We start from the raw sequence: 19057 nt of genomic DNA, 5'->3' as shown, positions 1-19057 counted from the left end.
CGGGTCGCATTCGAGCAACGACGGAACCCTTGGGGGTTAACCGGTTTCAGCCGGTGCTTCGAGCCACCTGCTTTTTCGGTTTGCTCTTTGACGCCACGGCTTTCTTGGCAGCTTCGGCCGCGATTTTCTCGTCATGCCGCTTCGCTGCCCGCTCGCATTTGGCACGGATCTCCTGGACCTCGGCTTCGGTCAGATGCTCGATACCGATGAAGGTGTTCTTGGCTTCGCTGACCCGGATCAACTCGTCCAGTTTGGCCTGGATTGCCGCGCCGTCTCGATTCTGGGTGTTTTGGATGAGAAACACCATCAGGAAGGTGATGATCGTCGTCCCGGTGTTGATCACCAGTTGCCAAGTGTCCGAGAAGGCGAAGAGTGGGCCGCTTACTGCCCAGATGATGACGATCAGGCAGCAGAGTGCGAATGTCGGCGACAGCCCCGCAAGGTGGGCTACCCGGTTGGCGATTTTGGTGAAGAGCTTCTCGATCATGGGGTCCCTCAAACAGCGCCGCGCCGTGCGGTACGCCGGAAGGAACAACCGGCGGCCATATCGGGTTCCCATCGGAAAGAAATACAACCGCCGCAATCGAATGCATGACGGAAGGGGTTCAGTCCGGAGCGCTCGCACAGTGGTTCCCTGAAGCGCGCCTTTGGCGCAAATGCGCGTGCTCTTCAGCCGCGCCGGCGTCACTCACGCGGCGTGATTTTCCCAGCGGTCCAGGAAGGTCTCGATGGTCATGGCCTGCATGTCGGGAACGGCGCTGGCGAGCTTTTCGACCGGCCAGTCCCACCAGGCGAGAGCCTCGATCCGCGCCGCGACATCGGCTGCGAAGCGCGGCCGAAGCGGCTTGGCCGGCACCCCGGCGACGATCGTATAGGGCGGCACGTCATGCGTGACGACGGCATTGGCGCCGACGACGGCGCCATTGCCGATGGTGAGGCCGGGCATGATCACGGCCCCGTGGCCGATCCACACGTCATGGCCGATGCTCACCGCCTTCGCCTGGCGCCGTTCGCGGAAGACGGCATCGACGCCCAGCCAGCGGAAATATTCGTTGGGCCGGTAGCTGACCTTGTGCTGGGTCAGTCGCTCGATCGGATGATCCAGCGCATTGATGCGGCTGTTGGCGGCAATCGAGCAGAATTTGCCGATGTTCGTGTAGATCGCCTCGGCGTGCCGCTCGAAATAGGAAAAATCGCCGACGCTCACTTCGCGCAGCACCACCCGCTCGCCGATCGAGGCGTAGCGACCGAGCTTGCATGCTTTCAGCTCCGCCGTCGGATGGATACGCGGCTCAGGATCTTTCAGCACGAGATTTTCGGAACGGTCCATGCGGGCGGCTTTACGTCAGAGCAATAGCTCCCGCAAGCCGGGAGCAATTGTCGGTCAGGTCAATTGCACGAAAGAACATCTATTTCGGCTTGCCCTTGGTCCACACCACGTTCTGGCCGTAGAGCGGCACGGTGGTGACCGACATCTTGGCCGAGCCGTTCTGCACCTGGCGCGAATGCGAGAGGTAGATCAGCGTCTCGTTGGCCTTGTCGTAGATGCGGTTCACCACCTGCTTCTTCCAGATCAGGCTGATGCCTTGCTTGAACACCTCCTCGCCGCCTTCGCTCATGTCGATGTCGCCGATGGTGATCGGACCGGTCTGGCGGCACGAAATCGAGGAATCGGAAGGATCCTCGAACCAGTTGCCCTTGTGCAGGCGGTCGATGATGCCGCGGTCGAAATAGGACACGTGGCAGGTGACGCCGTCCACCTTCGGGTCCTTGATCGCTTCGACGATGATGTCGTTGCCGAGCCAGTCGACGCCGACCTTGCCGACTTCATCGGCGACTGCGGCACCGGCGCCAAGGACAACGCACGCGGCCAGGGCGCCGCCGATCAGATTTCGCCCAATCAGTCGTTGCAAGATAGCCTCCGAGGTTCAAGTTTGCCGGTCTCAGGTGGGGCGAAGGACGTTGCATTGCAAGCCGGCGGCCCCGATCAAAACGCCGGCATAGGTCATGGCCGGTTGCGTCAACGCGGCACCTTTGCGTGTACCCGGTCGAACCGCTAAGACTGTTCGCCGAACCGAGGGCTGCCTGGCCATGGCCGGCATGCCGATGAAATTACAAGACGGAATCCTGCGGATGATGCGCTCAATACTGATCGGCATTCTCGTCCTGATGGCGGCCGGCATAGGCTGGCTGACCTTCGACTGGTATCGCGGCCACTATGGCGGCGAGCCTTTCGGTGCCGCCTTTGCGCTGGTCGACCAGAAAGGCACGCCGATCACCGAGGCCGCCTTCCGGGGCCACCCCAGCGTCGTCTTCTTCGGCTTCACCCATTGCCCAGAGGTCTGCCCGACCACGCTGTTCGAACTGTCCGGCTGGCTGAAGACGCTTGGTGACGATGGCAAGAACCTGCATGCCTACTTCGTCTCGGTCGATCCGGAGCGCGACACCCCCGCGGTCATGAACGCCTATGTCAGCAATTTCTCTGACCGCATCACCGGCATATCGGGCGACCCGGACAAGGTCCACGCCATGGCGAAGTCCTTCGGCATCTACTGGAAGAAAGTCGACACCGGCGACGGCGACTACACGATGGACCATACCGCCTCGGTGCTGCTGCTCAACGGCAAGGGCGATTTCGCCGGCACGATCGCCTATGGCGAAAGCGCCGACACCGCGGTGGAAAAGCTCAAACGCCTCGCGGCCAAGGGCTGATGCGAAATCCATGACCCAGACGCGGCTCCATTTCACCGCCGGCAAGATCGAATCCACCAGAATTTTCGCCGCCCTCGATGCCGCCTTTGAGGACGAAGGCTTGCCGATAGCCGTGCTGGAGGTCGATGAGGACGCGGACATTCATGAAGTCTCTCTCTATGCCGACGGCGATGTGGATGCGGTCGAGGCGCGGGTGAAGGACATTCTGGCAGGGCTAGCCCTGTCCAGGCCGGTCGAGCGCGAGACCTTGCCCGATATCGACTGGGTGGCGCGCTCGCTGGAAGGGCTGAAACCGGTGCGTGCCGGCCGTTTCTTCGTGCATGGCGCGCATGATCGCCGCAAACGCCACAGTGGCGAGCTTGCCATCGAGATCGAAGCGGGGCTGGCCTTCGGCACCGGCCACCACGGCACCACCGCCGGATGCCTGGAAATGCTGGAAAAGGTGACGCGGCGCGAGCGGCCGCGCAACGCGCTCGATCTCGGCACCGGCAGCGCGGTGCTGGCCATCGCTGTGGCCAAGCTCTTCCATATTCCCGTGCTGGCGACCGACATCGATCCGGTGGCGGTAAGCGTTGCCGCCGCCAATGCGCGGCTCAACCACGTCAAGGCGCTGGTGGAAACAGTGACCGCACCCGGATTCCACCATCCGATCTTTGCCAGGCGTGCGCCTTTCGACCTGATCGTCGCCAACATATTGGCGCGGCCGCTGATGCGGCTTGCGCCGGAAATGGCGCGACACATCAGCCTCGGCGGCTCGCTGGTGCTGTCAGGCATCCTCGACCGGCAGCGCGACGCGGTGATCTCCGCCTATGTCGGCCAGAGCTTTCGCCATGTCAGAACGCTGCACCGCGAAGGCTGGGTGACGATCCATCTCAAACGGTGACGCAGCCCCGTCTGGCCCTGCTGAAATCGATTCCGGTTTCCAGCTCCATGCGCTACGGTCGGCACTATCCGAGGGAGACGCCACCATGTTCCAGACCTTTGATTCCGCTGGCAATCCGGCCGTCGGCAGACCGCGCGTGGCGCTGCTGCGCCAATGGCTGGCGGAAAACGGCCTGGATGGATTTGTCGTTCCCCGCGCCGACGAGCATCAGGGCGAATATGTCGCCGACCGCTCGGCGCGGCTAAAATGGCTGACCGGCTTCAGCGGCTCCGCCGGCGTTGCCATCATCCTGCGCGACCGCGCCTTCATCTTCGTCGACGGACGCTACACGCTGCAGGTGCGCGGCGAGGTTGATCTCGGTATCTTCTCGATCGAGAGCCTGGTCGACAATCCGCCTGCAAATTGGCTCAAGGATAACCTCGGCAAGGGCGCGCGGCTCGGCTTCGACCCCTGGCTGCACACGATCGGCGAGGTCAAGGCGCTGCGGGCCTCGGCCGAAAAGACCGGCGCCGTGCTGGTGCCGCTCGAGGCGAACCCGATCGACATAATCTGGAAGGATCAGCCGGATGCACCGGTCGCTCCTGTCGAACTCCATCCCATCGGTTTTGCCGGCGAGCTCGCCAAGGACAAGCTGGCGCGGCTGGCGGCGGCGATCGGCCAGGAGGGCGCCACCCATGCGGTGCTGACGGATCCCTCCTCGATTGCCTGGGCCTTCAACATCCGTGGCGGCGACGTACCGCACACGCCGCTGGCGCTCGGCTTCGCTGTCCTCGCTGCCGACGGACGGCACCGGCTATTCATGGACAGCCGAAAATTCTCGCGCCAGGTTGCGGCGTATCTCACCCAGCTTGCCGAGCCCCATGAGCCCGGTGAATTCGAGGCCGCGGTCGTGGCGCTGGCCAAGAGCGGCGCGAAAATCGCGCTAGACCCCGTTTTGGCCGCCTACAGGCTGCGCATGCTGGTCGAGGACAATGGCGGCGAGGTGATTGCCGCTCCCGACCCGGCCCGCATCCCGCGCGCCACCAAGAACCAGGCCGAGATCAACGGCTCGCGCGCCGCGCATCGGCGCGATGGCGCGGCGGTGGCGAAGCTTTTGTGCTGGCTCGACCGCCAGAAGCCCGGCTCGCTCGACGAGATCGCGGTCGTCACCCGGCTGGAAGAGACGCGCCGGCAGACCGGCGAGGAAACGCAAATGCCGCTGCGCGACGTCTCCTTCGACACCATTTCGGGCGCCGGCCCGAATGGCGCCATCATGCACTACCGCGTCTCACGCGCCACCAGCCGCAAGCTCCAGGCCGGCGAGCTGTTCCTGCTCGATTCCGGCGCCCAATATCAGGACGGCACCACCGACATCACCCGCACCGTGCCGATCGGCCAGCCGACCGAGGAAATGCGCGAACGCTTCACGCTCGTGCTGAAAGGCATGATCGGCATTTCCACGCTGCGTTTCCCCGCCGGCACGCGCGGCTCGGAAATCGACGCCGTCGCCCGCATGGCGCTGTGGAAGCACGGCTGCGACTTCGCCCACGGCACCGGCCATGGCGTCGGCTCTTATCTGGCGGTGCACGAAGGCCCGCAACGCATCGCCCGCACGGGCACCGAAAAGCTGCTCGAAGGCATGATGCTGTCCAACGAGCCGGGCTATTACAAGGAAGGTTCTTACGGCATCCGCATCGAGAACCTCATCCTGGTGACGCCGGCCGAGCAGATCGACGGCGGCGACATCGCCATGCACGGTTTCGAGACGCTGACCCTGGCGCCGATCGATGTCAGGCTGGTGCGCTCGGATTTGTTGACCCGCGACGAGCTGCATTGGCTCGACACCTACCACGCCCGCGTGCTGGCCGAGATCGGCCCGATGCTCGACGGCGAGACGCTGGCCTGGCTGGAAAAGGCAACGGCGCCGTTACCGCATGGCGCTAAGATTTGAGTGCGTCTAAGGCGGCGCCAGCGTTCGAACGATCGCGCCCGGAACTCTACCCCACGAACTGCCGCGCCAGGATCAGCATCGCCGCACCAGCCAAAAACATCGCCATCAGCCCGCCGCGCAGCGAAACCATGGCGGTGACAACCAATGCCGCCCATTCCGCCGGTCCGGCATTCAACAGTTCCGGCGCCACCAATGTCGTCAGCACCGCCGCCGGCACCGCGTTGAGGCCGGCCTCGACGCGCGGATGGATATTGTCGAAGCGCGAGATGACCAGATGCCCGCCGATCCGCGTAAGATAAGTGGCGATCGCGCCGGCGATGATGATCCAGAACGTCGTGCTCATGGCCGTGCCTTCACGCCTGAGTGGTGGGGCGGCAGGATGACGGCCAGCAGCACGCCGGCGATGGCGCCGATCGAAACGTGCCAGGGTGAACCTACCATCTTGTAGGCGACGATCGAGGCGCAAGCACTGGCGACGACCACCGGCAGCCACAACGGCCGCTTGCGGAAGCCCATCACCAGGCCAAGGAAATAGATCGGCAGCAGGAAATCGATGCCCAGCGCATGCGTGTCGGGGATGAGCTTGCCGAACACCGCGCCGAGCGCGCTTTCGATCACCCAGAATACATAGACCGGCAGGCCGAGCCCGAGATACCAGGCGAAGCCGACCGTCTCGCCGGACTGCGCCCTCGCCTCGGCGACGGCGAACTGCGGATCGGTGAGGATGAAGAAGCCGAGCGCTTGGCTGACCACGGGCCAGTGCGCTATGCGCCGGCCGATACCGGCCGAATAGAGCACGTGGCGAAAATTGACGGCGAAGATTGACAGCACGATCAGCCACGGCGCGACATGCTGGCCGAACAGCTCGATGCCGACCATCTGGCTGGCGCCGCCGAAGATCATCGCACTCATCAGGAAGGCTTCGAACACCGAGAAGCCATTGTCGACGGCCAGCGCCCCGAACAGCACCCCGAACGGCGCCGACGCCACAACGACCGGCATGGAAAGCCGCACGCCTTGCCAGAAATCGCTCTTTGCGCCGTTCTCGGAAATTGCATCCGACACCATGGATAACTCCCAGGAGAATGGCCTGATCTAGGTAGCGTGGCCCGCCTTGTCACACGAATTCGGTTGAGCCCAACAATCAGCGGAAATGATTGCCAGGACCAATCCTAGCCCTGCGCCACCTTGCCCTCTATCGCCCTGCCCCAATCGAGCAGCGGCTTGGCGCGCATGGTGAAATCGACCAGCTCGTCGACCAGCGCCGCCGTGTGGATCCCCGCCGGATCGATGACATGCTGGACGTAGAAATGACGGTTGCGGATGGCCTCGGCCAGATCGGAATCGCCGACATGCTCGAAGCCCCGCGGCGTGCGCTTCATGCGGCCCTCCGTCTCGAATTCCAGACCGTTCTTCTTCAAGGCGCCCACCAGGGCGCGGAACCTGTCCGGCCTTGCCGCGATGGCCTTGCGCATGGCGAGCAACAGTTCCGGGGCGGGCTGCCACCAGGCAATGTCGGCGAAGCAGCGTTCCAGCCCAACGTGGACATAGAACACGCCCTGCTCCATCTTGGTGCCGTCGGGCGACAGGATCGCCGACAGATGCCGGTTGTAAGGCCGCTTGTCCTTGGCGAAGCGCACGTCCCGGTTGATCCGGAACAGTGATTTCTTGCGGTCGCCCTTGAGGCCGAGCCCGGCCTCGCCGAAACGGCGTGTGAGCGTCTCCACCAGATCGCCCAGCGGATCGCGCAATTCCTGTTCGAACAGGTCGCGATTCTCTACGAACCACTCGCGACTCTGGTGGAAATCAAGTGCCTTCAGGAACGGAATAGCCTTTTGGCCGAACCCCTTGAATTCGCCTGACATCATGCCTTGCCGATCCGCTGCAGCCACGCGTCCTCGTCTATGACCTCGATGCCGAGTTCACTGGCAAGCTTGAGTTTCGAGCCGGCGCCGGGCCCCGCCACTACCAGATCGGTCTTGGCCGAAACCGAGCCCGCCACCTTGGCGCCCAGCCGTTCGGCCATCGCCTTGGCTTCGGAACGCGTCATCTTTTCCAGCGAGCCCGTGAACACGACGGTCTTGCCCGCGACCACGCTGTCGGCCGAGACGGTGACGACATACGGCTTCGGCCTGACCTGTTTAAGCAACGCCTCAAGCACGTCGTCATTGCGCTCATTGCCGAAGAAATCGGCCAGCGCGTTGATCACCGTATCGCCGATGCCGTTGATCGACGGGAAGACACTATGCGGATCGTCAGCCGCCGCGGTCTCCTTGCCGACGCGGATCAGTTCCTCGATTGTCGAAAACGTCCGGGCAAGCACGGCCGCCGTCGTTTCGCCGATATGGCGGATCCCAAGCGCAAAGATGAAGCGGTCGAGCTCGGGTTCGCGGCGCGAATCGATCGCCGCAAAGAGCTTGTCCAACCCTTCATAGTTGCGGTCCTCGACGCTGCGCACATTCTTGCGCGTCTTGCCCGACGCCGCCTCGCGCTGCCTCGCCTGCTCCTCGCGCCGCTCGGCCAGCGCCTTGGTGACGGCGGGACGCCGATCCCTGAGCGTGAAGATGTCGGCGGCCGTCTTGACCAGGCCCGCATTGAAGAACAGGTCGATGTTTTCCGCGCCTAGTCCCTCGATATCCATGGCCCCGCGCGACACGAAGTGGCGCAGCCCTTCCACGGCTTGCGCGGGGCAGATCAGTTCGCCCGTGCAACGCCTGCGGGAATCCTCCTTGCCGGTCTTCTCGTTGATTTCGCGCGTCGCCGGCGAGCCGCAGATCGGGCAAGTATGTGGGAATTCGTAAGGCACGGCATCCGGCGGACGCTTGTCGACGACGACACTGACGATCTGCGGGATGACATCCCCTGCCCGCTGGATCACCACGGTGTCGCCGATGCGCACGTCGATGCCGTCGCGGATCGGCTGGCCGTTGCTGTCGAAACCCTTGATATAGTCTTCGTTGTGCAGCGTGACGTTCTCGACCACGACGCCCCCGACTGTCACGGGCGCAAGCCTCGCCACCGGCGCCAGCGTGCCGGTGCGCCCGACCTGGATATCGATCTTCTGCACGGTCGTCATCGCCTGTTCGGCCGGAAATTTGTGCGCGATGGCCCAGCGCGGTTCGCCGGTGACGAAGCCCCACCGGCGCTGCAACTCCAGTTGGTCGACCTTGTAGACGACGCCGTCGATGTCGTAGCCCAAGGAAGAACGCTGTTCCTCGATGCGGTGATAATGCGCGATCAGCTCGCCGACCGACCTCGCCCGCACCATCAGCGGGCTGACTTTGAAGCCCCATTCCGCGAATTTCTGCACCGAATCGTATTGTGTCGGAGCGGGGTCGGCTGTCGTGTAGCCCCAGGCATAGGCAAAGAATTTGAGGTTCCGGCTGGCGGTGACCGATGGATCCTTCTGGCGCAGCGACCCAGCCGCCGTATTGCGCGGATTGACATAGTCCTGGCCGCCGGCGGCCGCTGAGCGCTGCTTCAGCGCCTCGAATTCGGCATAGGTCATGTAGACCTCGCCGCGTATCTCGATGATTTCGGGCCAGCCCGAGCCTTTCAGCCTGCCGGGAATATCGGCGATGGTCCTCAGATTGGCGGTGATGTCTTCGCCGACAGCGCCATCCCCGCGCGTTGCGCCCTGCACGAACACGCCGTTCTCGTAACGCAGCGAGGCCGACAGGCCGTCGATCTTCGGTTCGGCCGTGAAGGCGATGTCGAGATCCTTGTCGCGGTCGAAGAAGCGCCGGCCGCGTTCGATGAAATCGGCGACGTCCTCGTCGGTATAGGCCTTGGCGAGGCTGAGCATGGGCACGGCATGGCGCACCTTGGCAAAGCCTTCCGCCGGCGCGGCACCGACCCTGCGCGATGGCGAATCCTCGCGCACCAGGGCGGGAAAGCGCTGCTCGATGGCGAAGTTGCGCCGGGTCAGCGCATCATAGGCGGCGTCGGTGATAACAGGCGCGTCCTCGGTATGGTAGCGGCGGTCGTGCTCCGCGATCTCCTGCGCCAGGCGCTTCAGCTCCGCTTCGGCTTCGCTCTCACTGAGTGAATCGACTGGTCTTTCAGACATCGCACGGCTTCCCTGACCAATGCACGCCGCCCAAAATACGGTGCGATTTTGGGGCAACGACATGCACAAAACAATAACCAAGGCGCGGCGCACTTTGGTTGGGCGCCACTATAAATCAGGATTTGGCAGGAGGGAGCCGGCCTGCGAAAAAATCATTCCTGAACAGCAGGATGCAGCCATATCCTGACTCGCCTTCACGGGAAACGAGCTTTCAGGCAGCCGCCGTATTCTCCCGCAGCAATCTCTCGGCGGCCGCGCGCGCTTCGTCGGTGATGGTGGCGCCGGCCAGCATGCGCGCGATCTCTTCCTGGCGCGCCGCCCGGTCCATTTCGGCGATGCCGGTCGCGACCTTGTCGGTGCTGCCGGACTTGGAGATCAGGAAGTGCGTCGCCGCGCGGGCCGCCACCTGCGGCGCATGGGTGACCGAGAGCACCTGCACGCGCCTGGACAATCTTGCCAGCCGCTGGCCGATGGCATCCGCGACGGCGCCGCCCACCCCTGTGTCGATTTCATCGAAGACCAGCGTTGGCGCCGAGCCCCGGTCGGCCAGCGCCACCTTCAGCGCCAGTAGGAAGCGCGAAAGCTCGCCGCCGGAAGCAACCTTCATCATCGGCCCGGGTCGCGTGCCGGGATTGGTGCGCACCCAGAACTCGATCTGGTCGATGCCCTCTTCCATGCGGCTCTCGGCCTCGCTCTTCATCTCGACGATGAAGGCGGCGCGTTCGAGCTTCAGCGCCGGCAGTTCGGCCATCACGGCCTTGGTCAGGCCGACCGCCGCGGCATGGCGAAGCGAGGACAACTGCGCGGCGGCGATGTCATAGGCTTCGCGCGCTGCGGCCGCCTGCTTTTCCAGCCCATGAAGGCGCTCCTCGCCGGCATCGAGATCGGCAAGATCGGCAACCATCGTGTCGCGCAATTGCGCCAAATCATCGACGGCAACGCTGTGCTTGCGCGATGCCGCGCGCAGCGAAAACAACCGCTCTTCCGCCTTTTCCAGCCGCTGTGGATCATATTCGGTGGCGCGCAAAGCCGCCTCGACACCCGACTGCGCCGCGTCGAGCGACAGCATCGCCTCATCCAGCGACTTGACCACTTCGTCGAGCAGCCCGGGGGCCTCGCCTGCCTTGCGCTGCAACCGCCTGAGCAGGCTGGCCAGTTGCGGCAAGGGCGAGGATGGACCCGAAAGCACGTCCTGCGCGTCGTGGATTTCGGAGGCGATCTTCTCGGCCCGCATCATGTGGGCGCGCAAGTCGGCAAGCTCAGTCTCCTCACCCGGCTGCGGATCGAGCTTGGTCAGTTCGGCAACCGCTGCGCGCAGGTAGTCCGCTTCGCGCGCCGCCGCCGCCACCTTGGCACGATGGCGCGAGAGCTCCTGCTCGCAGGCGCGCCAGTGCCGCCAGGCCTCGCCCGTCGACCGGACGGCGCCGAGATGGCCGCCGAAAGCGTCGAGCACGTCGCGATGCGCGCCGGGATCGACAAGGGCGCGTTCGTCATGCTGGCCGTGGATCTCGACCAGCGCGCGGCCGACGTCGCGCATCAGCGTCACGCTGGACGGCTGATCGTTGACGAAGACGCGGGTGCGGCCGTCCACAGTCTGCAAGCGGCGCAGGATGATGTCGCCGTCGTCCTCGATGGCATTCTCGGCAAGCAACGCGCGCACCGGATGGTTGCGCGGCACGTCGAACACGGCAATCACCTGGCCCTGTGCCGCGCCGTGGCGCACCAGGGAAGCGTCACCGCGAGCCCCAAGCGCCAAGGACAGAGCGTCGAGCAGGATGGATTTTCCGGCGCCGGTCTCGCCCGTCAGCACCGAGAGACCGGGCTGGAAGTCGATATCCAGCTTCTCGATCAGGACGATATCGCGGATCGACAGCCTGGAAAGCATCGTTACGCCTGCATCAGGCGCCGGTGATCAGTTTCCCGGCCTTGGATATCCACGAGCCAGCACTCTCGCGCGGCGCAAGCCCGTTGCTCTGCAGGAGCTTGTAGGAATCCTTGTACCATGGGCTGTCGGGATAATTGGTGCCGAGAACGGCGGCAGCGGTCTGCGCCTCCGAAGTCAGGCCCATCGCATAATAGCTCTCGGTCAGGCGCGCCAGCGCCTCCTCGACATGCCGGGTGTTGGAATAATTCTCGACCACATTGCGAAAGCGCTTGACCGCGGCGATGTATTCGCGACGTTCGAGATAATAGCGGCCGATCTGCATCTCCTTGCCGGCGAGCTGGTCGTTGGCGAAGCGGATCTTTTCCTTGGCGTCATCGACATATTCTGAATTAGGCCAGCGCGTCACGAGATCCTGCATGGTCTGCACGGTCTGGCGCGCTTCCTTCTGATCCTGCGTCACGTCCTTGATCTGGCGGTAGTAGCTAAGGCCGATGATGTACTGCGCATAAGCCGCGTCATCCGTTGACGGATACAGCGTCAGATAACGCTTGGCCGACGCGATCGCTTCGTCGTAGCTGCCCTTGCGATAGTCGGCGAACGCGCCCATCACCATCGATTTGCGGGCCCACTCCGAATAAGGATGCTGGCGGTCGACCGCGTCGAACTTCTTGCTCGCCTCGTCGAGGCGTCCGGCATTCAGATTGGCGAGCCCTTGGTTGTAGAGAACGTCGGCCGGTTCGGTCTGGTCGACATAGGTCGACAGGTCGATATCTTTTTCCGACGACATGCAAGCAGACAGGAAGAGCGATGGAACAACCACCGAAAGCGCCAGGAAAACGGACCGCTGCGGCGCTTTCAATTGACCGACTCGCTTGAAGAACATGATTGGATTGCGCCCTTTCGGCGTTATTTCAGTGCCTGTTGCATATCGTTTCCCCAAAACTGGTCCCCACTTCCAGGCGACATGCACTATCGACGGCAGCAGCCATAAACCATAACCGCCTTGCCCGGCAACGCTATGTCTAGGCAATCGAACATTTTTGTGGCGGCCGGGCCGCGCCGGAGCATCCCTGCGATTTCGCCGGCAAATGATGCATTCATGCAACACTAGTGATCTGCGATGGCATCCGGAAAGTGGCGGTGACTCAGATCATCCAGGGCGCATAGAGAGGCGCGTTGACGGCGCTCATCTCGGCCGCACGGCCGCGCTCGCGGCGGGTCGTTTCGACGATCTCGAATGCGGTACGGTCCGACAGCACGCGCCGCAAGGCGGCCGCATTCAGCCTATGGCCGCCACGATAGGAGCGGAAGCAGCCGATGAAGCGGGCCCCAGCCAGTGCCAGGTCGCCCATGGCGTCCAGCGTCTTATGGCGTACGAACTCGTTGGGGTAGCGCAAGCCGCCCATGTTGATGACGCGGTTGTCGTCACCGATGACCAGCGAATTCTCAAGCGAGGATCCCAGCGCATAGCCGGCGGCCCACAGCCGCTCGACGTCCTTCATGAAGCCGAAGGTGCGGGCGCGCGCGATGTCGCGGCGGAAAATGTCCGCATTGATGTCGGACGCGAACAGCTGCCGGCCGATCGCTGGGCTTTCGAAATCGATCTCGACCTCGAAGCGAGTGCCGTCATAGGGCCTGAACTCAGCCCAGGAGGCGCCGTTCTCGATGCGGACCGGCTTGACGATCCGGATGTAGCGCCGCTTGACCGACAGCGTTTCGATGCCGGCCTGGTCTATGGCCTCGACGAACGCCATGGCGCTGCCGTCGAGGATAGGGACCTCATGGCCGTCGATCTCGATGATGACATTGTCGATGCCGAGCCCGAACAGCGCCGCCATGATGTGCTCGACCGTGGCGATGTGCTCGCCAGAGGGATCACCGAGCATGGTGCACAGGTCGGTTGCGCCGATCTCGGAAAACAGGGCGCGGAACTCGCGACCTTGCCCGTTCTCACTAAAAAGCTGGAAAACGATGCCGGTGTCGGCATCCGCCGGGAGAAAGCTGATGGAAACTTCCTTGCCGCTGTGAACGCCGGTGCCCGTAAGCGACGCGCGCGCCTTCACTGTCGTCTGATAGTCGTGCAAGACAATCCCCATAAGCCCGAAATGCCTAGGTCCGCTTCTCCAGCCCGAGGGCGCGGCTCTCTTGTAAAAATCGGCAGGCCAGGTCACTTCCCCCGAAATCCCGGCAAACCGACGACGGTAGGCAGCGAAGATAATGTCCCATCAGGGATAGTCCAAATCACGGTTTCTTACTCTCTGTAACCGCAACCGACGTATGGATAGCCTCTTAAGTGCCTGAATTTGCATCCTTTTAAACGTTAACAGGCAAGCAATTCCTTGCCTGCCTGTTAACAATTGTTACAGCCCGTTAACCGCTCAGTTGGCCTGGCGGCGCAGGAACGCCGGAATTTCCAGCTGGTCGTCCTCCTGAGTCGCCCTGGCCTGCGGCGTCAGGCGGCCTTGGTCATCGAGCTGGCCGCGACGGGGCGCGTAGAGCTGCGCGTCCTGGCTTGCCAGACGGCGCACTTCCGGTGCCGCCTGACGCAGCTTGGGCTCGCGCGGCTGCGCCGGCTGCAGGCGTGCTGGCTCTTCCTCGCGGCGCGTCAGGCCGTTGGTCAGACGCTTCAAGAGCCCCATCGGTCCGCTGTTCTCATGGTCGGCCGGGCGGCTCTTGGCGTCGACCTCGGCCTTCACGACAGGCGGAAAGTCCTCGACGCGCGGCATGCGCTGGGGAGCCATCGCGACCGGCTGCTGGACTTCGCGCAGGATCTCGCGCGGCTGAGGCGCCGGCTGCATCTGCTGGACCACGGGCTGCACCATCGGTTGCGGCTGCGCCGGCGGAGCCTGGAAGATCTTGCTCTGCGGACGGAAATCATCCGCATGGGCAATTGGCGCCGGACGGGCTTGCGCCATCGCCGCGGCGTTTGCTTCGGCCAGTTGGATCGCTTCCGCGACCGGATCGGCGGCGCGCGGCTCGTACGCAGCCTGCTGGGCCGGCGCGGGGCGGCTTTCCGCCGCGGCAACGGCCGGGCGGGCGGCTGGCTTCTGCGGCGCGGTGCGGATCGAGATCGGCGCGGCGGCGATTTCGGCCGCCGACTTGTCGATGCCGGTGGCGACAACCGAGACGCGGATGACGCCTTCGAGCTCCTCGTCGAAAGTGGCGCCCAGGATGATGTTGGCGTCCTGATCGACCTCCTCGCGGATGCGGGTCGCCGCTTCGTCGACTTCGAACAGCGTCAGGTCGCGGCCGCCGGTGATCGAGATCAGTAGGCCCTTGGCGCCCTTCATCGAGGTCTCGTCGAGCAGCGGGTTGGCGATCGCGGCTTCCGCGGCCGCCATCGCGCGGCCCTCGCCCGAGGCCTCACCGGTGCCCATCATCGCCTTGCCCATCTCGCGCATCACCGAACGAACGTCGGCGAAGTCGAGATTGATCAGGCCTTCCTTGACCATCAGGTCGGTGATGCAGGCTACACCCGAATAGAGCACCTGGTCAGCCATGGCGAACGCGTCGGCGAAGGTGGTCTTGTCATTGGCCAGCCGGAACAGGTTCTGGTTAGGGATGACGATCAGTGTGTCGACGCATTTCTGCAGCTCCTCGATGCCGAAATCCGCCGTCTTCATGCGGCGCTGGCCTTCGAAATGGAACGGCTTGGTGACGACGCCGACAGTGAGGATGCCCTTCTCGCGGGCGGCGCGCGCCACGACCGGCGCCGCTCCCGTGCCCGTGCCGCCGCCCATGCCCGCGGTGACGAAGCACATATGGGTGTTGGACAGGTGATCGATGATCTCGTCGATGCATTCTTCCGCTGCCGCGCGGCCCACTTCAGGCTGGGATCCGGCGCCCAGCCCCTCGGTGACATGCGCGCCGAGCTGGATCAGCCGGTCGGCTTTCGACATGGTCAGCGCCTGCGCGTCGGTGTTGGCGACAACGAACTCGACGCCGCGCAGACCGGCGGTGATCATGTTGTTGACGGCGTTGCCGCCGCCGCCGCCGACGCCGAACACGGTGATGCGTGGCTTAAGCTCGGTGATGTCCGGCTTTTGCAGATTGATGGTCATTGTCTCCGTCCTTTGCCTTTCCTGCCGCTTCGCCGCCGCGGCCACTTATGGGGCTGTCCCCGTCAATTAGAAACTGTCTCTCAACCACTGACTCATGCGATGCAGTTTTCCGCCCGTTCCAGTCATCCTGAGACCGGAAATTCCTTTCGCCGGATGGCTCTCGAAGCTCGCCATCTGCGGATAGATCAACAAACCGACGGCCGCCGAGAAGGCCGGCCCCTTCGCCGCTTCGGGCAGGCCCGCCACGCCGAGCGGGCGGCCGATGCGCACATTGCGCCCCAGGATGCGGCGCGCCGCTTCCGGCAGGCCGGCAAGCTGGCTGGCGCCGCCGGTCAGCACCACGCGCTTGCCCACCGCATTGCCGTAGCCGGACTTGTTCAGCCGGTCGCGCAAAAGCTCGAGCGTCTCGTCGATGCGGGCGCGCACGATACGCGTCATGACGGAGCGCGGAATCTGGAGCGGCACTTCGCCCTCGTCGCCGATCGGCTGGATCGAGACCAGGTCGCGGTCATCGGCGCTGCCGGGCAACGCCGAACCGTGCATCACCTTCAGCCGTTCGGCGGCATCGAGCGAGGTGGACAGTCCCTTGGCCATGTCCAGCGTGACGTGGTTGCCGCCGATGGCGATGGCGTCGCCATGGACGAACTTGCCTTCCGAAAACACCGAGATCGTCGTCGTGCCGCCGCCCATATCGATGCAGGCGGCGCCCAGTTCCAGCTCGTCGTCGACCAATGCCGCCAGCCCGCTGGCATAGGGCGTCGCCACCATGCGCTCGACCGAAAGATGCGAGCGGTTGATGGAGAGCTCCAGGTTGCGCATCGGAGCGGCGTCGCCGGTCAGCACATGCATGTCGACGCCAAGCGTGTCGCCGACCATGCCGCGCGGATCGCGCACGCCGCGCTCAGCGTCGAGCGAGAAGCCGACGGGGAGCGAATGGACCACCTCGCGCTCGGTCTTCAGCGCCTGCTTGGCGCCGGCACCGAGCACCCGCTTGATGTCGGCCTCGTCGGCCTCATGGCCGCCGAGATTGATGGTTGCCGAGAAAGCTTCGCTCTTCAGCCGGCCGGCGGTCATGTTCACGATCAGCGAATCGACCGTCAGCCCGGCCATGCGCTCGGCGGCGTCGACGGAGAGACGAATGGCATGTTCGGCACGATCGAGATCGATGACGACGCCCGATTTGACGCCCTGCGACTTCTGATGGCCGATGCCGATCACCTGGATGCGGTGCGAGCGTCCGCGCAGCAGCTTGCCGTCATCGCACGGCTTCAGCTTCGCCACCATGCAGCAGACCTTGCTCGAACCGACATCCAGCACCGTCAAGGTGCCGGAGCGGCGCGACGAGGCATCGCCTGAACCGCCAAGCCAGCTCATATCTTCGTCTCCGGCTTGCGCTTCAGCGTTTTCGGTTTCTCGTTGAGCGCGGCTTCGCGCTGAGTCGCCGCCTCCGGCGTCAGCTGCACGACCAGCCGGTCCGACAGCCGCATGTCGACGGCGGCGATGTCGCGCGACAACAGCCCCTTGTCATGGTCCATGCCGACGAGTTCGGCGAGTGCCTGATCCTCGCCATCCTCGGGGAGCTTGACGGTGATGCCATTGTCCAGCTTCAGGTCCCAGCGCCGATCGCCGACACGGACATAGCCCCTGATGCGGGTCGCGAGATCCGGGTATTTTTCGATCTTCGCCAGGAATTCCGGCGCCTTGGCCGGCGCGCCGGCTCCGATCAGCAATGGCAGCAGCACCTGCTTGCCACCCGAGAACGGCGCGATAACGGCACCGTCTTTTTCGATGACGGAGAGATCGCTGCCCTGCTGCCAAAGCGCGAACGCCTGACGCTCCTCGACGCGCACCTCCAACGTGTGCGGATAGACCTTGCGCACCGCGGCGACCTCGATCCAGGGCAAGGTGGCGATGCGTTCCCGCGCCGCCTCGGCATCGAAGCCGATCAGCGACGTCCAGCCATCGAGCTCGAGCCTGTCGAGAATATCGATCTCGGACGTCTGGCGATTGCCGACCACCTTGACCTGGTCGACGGCAAAGCCGGTCCGGGCAGTGATGCTCTGGACGATGCCGTCGGCATGACCGCCGAGATAGGCGCCATAGGCGCCGCTCGAAGCAATGAGCACTGCCGACATGATCGCGGCGGAGAAGCGCGGCGCCTGGAATTCGCCCTCGCCCAGACGCGCCAGGATACGCACCGGGCGGCGAAGCACGCGCGGCAGCACGAAATGGTCGAACGACAATGGCAGGCTGAACAGCGCCGGCCCGGCCACGCCCTTCCCCTTGCCCTGCCCCCATTTCAACGCAGACACGAAGCGTCCTCCACCATCCAACTCAACAGATCGCCGAACGAATGCCCTGCCTGGGCGGCGATTTCAGGCACCAGAGACGTCGGCGTCATGCCCGGCTGGGTATTGACCTCGAGCCATACAACCTCGCCATTTTCGGAGTGACGATCGTCATAACGGAAGTCCGACCGGGAAACGCCCCGACAGCCGACAGCTTGGTGAGCCTTGAGCGCCAGTGTCTGTATTTTTTGGTAAATATTCGGTGAAACTTTTGCGGGGCATTCGTGTTTTGATCCGCCCGCGACATATTTTGAATCGTAGTCATAGAACGAATGGCCCGTCGGGATGATCTCGCAGACGCCAAGCGCCACGTCGCCCATGACGGCACAGGTCAGCTCGCGCCCATGGATGTAACGCTCGACCATGACGGTATCGCCATATTTCCACTCGGACGAGCCGATGACCTGCGGCGGATGCGACTGCCCCTCATGCACGATCACGACGCCGAAGCTCGACCCCTCATTGACCGGCTTCACCACATAAGGCGGCTTCATCGGATGGTTGTTCTGAATGGCGAAGCGATTGGCGACCTTCGATTCGGCGACGGGGACACCGGCCAATTTCACGACTTTCTTCGACTGCTCCTTGTTCATCGCAAGCGCCGAGGCGAGCACGCCGGAATGGGTGTAGGGAATGCCGAGATATTCGAGAATGCCCTGAATGGTGCCGTCCTCGCCAAAAGGACCATGCAGCGCATTGAAGGCGACATCGGGCCTGAGATCGGCAAGCACGGAGCCGACGTCGCGCCCGACATCGACGCGCGTGACTTGATAGCCTTCCGTCTCAAGCACATCGGCACAGGCCTTCCCCGAAGACAGGGACACGGGCCGCTCGGACGAGAAACCACCCAGCAGGACGGCCACATGCTTGTTTTTCATTCCCCGTCATCCCCTCTCACGGCGGATCAAAAACCAAGATTTCCGCAACATTGAGTCCGAGTCTCCCGGCAGGTTGCCCCCCAGACGGAAAACGCGGGAAACGCGTCGAACGACTCAAATCAGGAAACGCTTTGGAGCAGAGAATCAGAGAGTTGATTCACTGGCAAGTGCTTATGATTCCGGGAGATTCACTTTCTGAGAAAATGGATGCGAAAACCGCGCTGTTGAGTCTTTGGAGCAACGGTTGCGCGGTCGTTCCGGACCGGTTGAAGTTCATGCGTCACATGAACT

At 63.8% G+C, this 19057-nt stretch carries 17 protein-coding genes; 3 read left to right on the top strand and 14 right to left on the bottom strand.

The features are described from left to right. Positions 1 to 46: 46 nt before the first annotated feature. The 3 genes from FJ972_RS14645 to FJ972_RS14635 form a co-directional block, all read right to left on the bottom strand. Positions 47 to 487 carry a low affinity iron permease family protein gene (locus tag FJ972_RS14645; RefSeq protein ID WP_181173455.1) on the bottom strand — a complete coding sequence of 147 codons (441 nt, stop codon included), beginning with the start codon at positions 485 to 487 and terminating at the stop codon, positions 47 to 49. A 201-nt stretch (positions 488 to 688) separates the two neighbouring features. After that, a complete protein-coding gene (locus FJ972_RS14640) occupies positions 689 to 1330 on the bottom strand; it encodes a DapH/DapD/GlmU-related protein (RefSeq protein ID WP_140516571.1) in 642 nt (213 codons plus the stop codon). 79 nt (positions 1331 to 1409) lie between these two features. Next, positions 1410 to 1913: a CreA family protein gene (locus tag FJ972_RS14635; protein WP_181168350.1), complete on the bottom strand. Its 504-nt coding sequence runs from the start codon at positions 1911 to 1913 to the stop codon at positions 1410 to 1412. Between the two features lie 220 nt (positions 1914 to 2133). Here FJ972_RS14635 and FJ972_RS14630 point away from each other — a divergent pair, with 220 nt between their 5' ends. The 3 genes from FJ972_RS14630 to FJ972_RS14620 all read left to right on the top strand — a co-directional run bounded on the left by FJ972_RS14630 (position 2134) and on the right by FJ972_RS14620 (position 5525). Continuing rightward, complete coding sequence (locus FJ972_RS14630) at positions 2134 to 2712, top strand: SCO family protein (RefSeq protein WP_140521201.1); 579 nt, start codon at positions 2134 to 2136, stop codon at positions 2710 to 2712. A 10-nt stretch (positions 2713 to 2722) separates the two neighbouring features. After that, complete coding sequence (locus FJ972_RS14625) at positions 2723 to 3595, top strand: 50S ribosomal protein L11 methyltransferase (protein ID WP_140521202.1); 873 nt, start codon at positions 2723 to 2725, stop codon at positions 3593 to 3595. An 85-nt stretch (positions 3596 to 3680) separates the two neighbouring features. After that, on the top strand, positions 3681 to 5525 hold the full coding sequence (locus tag FJ972_RS14620) for an aminopeptidase P family protein (protein ID WP_140521203.1): 1845 nt from the start codon (positions 3681 to 3683) through the stop codon (positions 5523 to 5525). A 46-nt stretch (positions 5526 to 5571) separates the two neighbouring features. Here FJ972_RS14620 and FJ972_RS14615 read toward each other — a convergent pair whose 3' ends face one another. The 11 genes from FJ972_RS14615 to FJ972_RS14565 form a co-directional block, all read right to left on the bottom strand. Beyond that, positions 5572 to 5868: an AzlD family protein gene (locus FJ972_RS14615; protein WP_140521204.1), complete on the bottom strand. Its 297-nt coding sequence runs from the start codon at positions 5866 to 5868 to the stop codon at positions 5572 to 5574. Beyond that, positions 5865 to 6593 carry an AzlC family ABC transporter permease gene (locus FJ972_RS14610; RefSeq protein WP_140521205.1) on the bottom strand — a complete coding sequence of 243 codons (729 nt, stop codon included), beginning with the start codon at positions 6591 to 6593 and terminating at the stop codon, positions 5865 to 5867. Before FJ972_RS14610 ends, FJ972_RS14615 begins: the two co-directional genes overlap by 4 nt. A 104-nt stretch (positions 6594 to 6697) precedes the next feature. After that, positions 6698 to 7390 carry a DUF2461 domain-containing protein gene (locus FJ972_RS14605; protein ID WP_140521269.1) on the bottom strand — a complete coding sequence of 231 codons (693 nt, stop codon included), beginning with the start codon at positions 7388 to 7390 and terminating at the stop codon, positions 6698 to 6700. Further along, positions 7390 to 9594: an NAD-dependent DNA ligase LigA gene (gene ligA, locus FJ972_RS14600; RefSeq protein ID WP_140521206.1), complete on the bottom strand. Its 2205-nt coding sequence runs from the start codon at positions 9592 to 9594 to the stop codon at positions 7390 to 7392. The genes FJ972_RS14605 and ligA overlap by 1 nt, the downstream gene beginning before the upstream one ends. Before the next feature lie 211 nt (positions 9595 to 9805). After that, the gene (gene recN, locus FJ972_RS14595; protein WP_140521207.1) at positions 9806 to 11479 is read right to left on the bottom strand and encodes a DNA repair protein RecN; all 1674 of its coding nucleotides are present in this window, start codon (positions 11477 to 11479) and stop codon (positions 9806 to 9808) included. A gap of 13 nt (positions 11480 to 11492) precedes the next feature. Next, the gene (locus tag FJ972_RS14590) at positions 11493 to 12362 is read right to left on the bottom strand and encodes an outer membrane protein assembly factor BamD (RefSeq protein ID WP_140521208.1); all 870 of its coding nucleotides are present in this window, start codon (positions 12360 to 12362) and stop codon (positions 11493 to 11495) included. Positions 12363 to 12624: 262 nt separating this feature from the next. Continuing rightward, positions 12625 to 13575, bottom strand: a complete 951-nt coding sequence (lpxC, locus tag FJ972_RS14585) for a UDP-3-O-acyl-N-acetylglucosamine deacetylase (RefSeq protein WP_140521209.1) — start codon at positions 13573 to 13575, stop codon at positions 12625 to 12627. 282 nt (positions 13576 to 13857) lie between these two features. Then, on the bottom strand, positions 13858 to 15540 hold the full coding sequence (gene ftsZ / locus FJ972_RS14580; protein ID WP_140521210.1) for a cell division protein FtsZ: 1683 nt from the start codon (positions 15538 to 15540) through the stop codon (positions 13858 to 13860). Between the two features lie 66 nt (positions 15541 to 15606). After that, positions 15607 to 16914: a cell division protein FtsA gene (ftsA, locus tag FJ972_RS14575; protein WP_140516589.1), complete on the bottom strand. Its 1308-nt coding sequence runs from the start codon at positions 16912 to 16914 to the stop codon at positions 15607 to 15609. After that, complete coding sequence (locus FJ972_RS14570; RefSeq protein WP_140516591.1) at positions 16911 to 17852, bottom strand: cell division protein FtsQ/DivIB; 942 nt, start codon at positions 17850 to 17852, stop codon at positions 16911 to 16913. Before FJ972_RS14570 ends, ftsA begins: the two co-directional genes overlap by 4 nt. Then, complete coding sequence (locus FJ972_RS14565; protein ID WP_140495223.1) at positions 17840 to 18766, bottom strand: D-alanine--D-alanine ligase; 927 nt, start codon at positions 18764 to 18766, stop codon at positions 17840 to 17842. Before FJ972_RS14565 ends, FJ972_RS14570 begins: the two co-directional genes overlap by 13 nt. Between the last annotated feature and the right edge of the window lie 291 nt (positions 18767 to 19057).

The organism is Mesorhizobium sp. B2-1-1 (assembly GCF_006442975.2).
Lineage (GTDB): Bacteria > Pseudomonadota > Alphaproteobacteria > Rhizobiales > Rhizobiaceae > Mesorhizobium.
The sequence above is the reverse complement of the archived record's forward strand: the minus strand, read 5'-3'. Positions and strand labels throughout refer to the sequence as shown.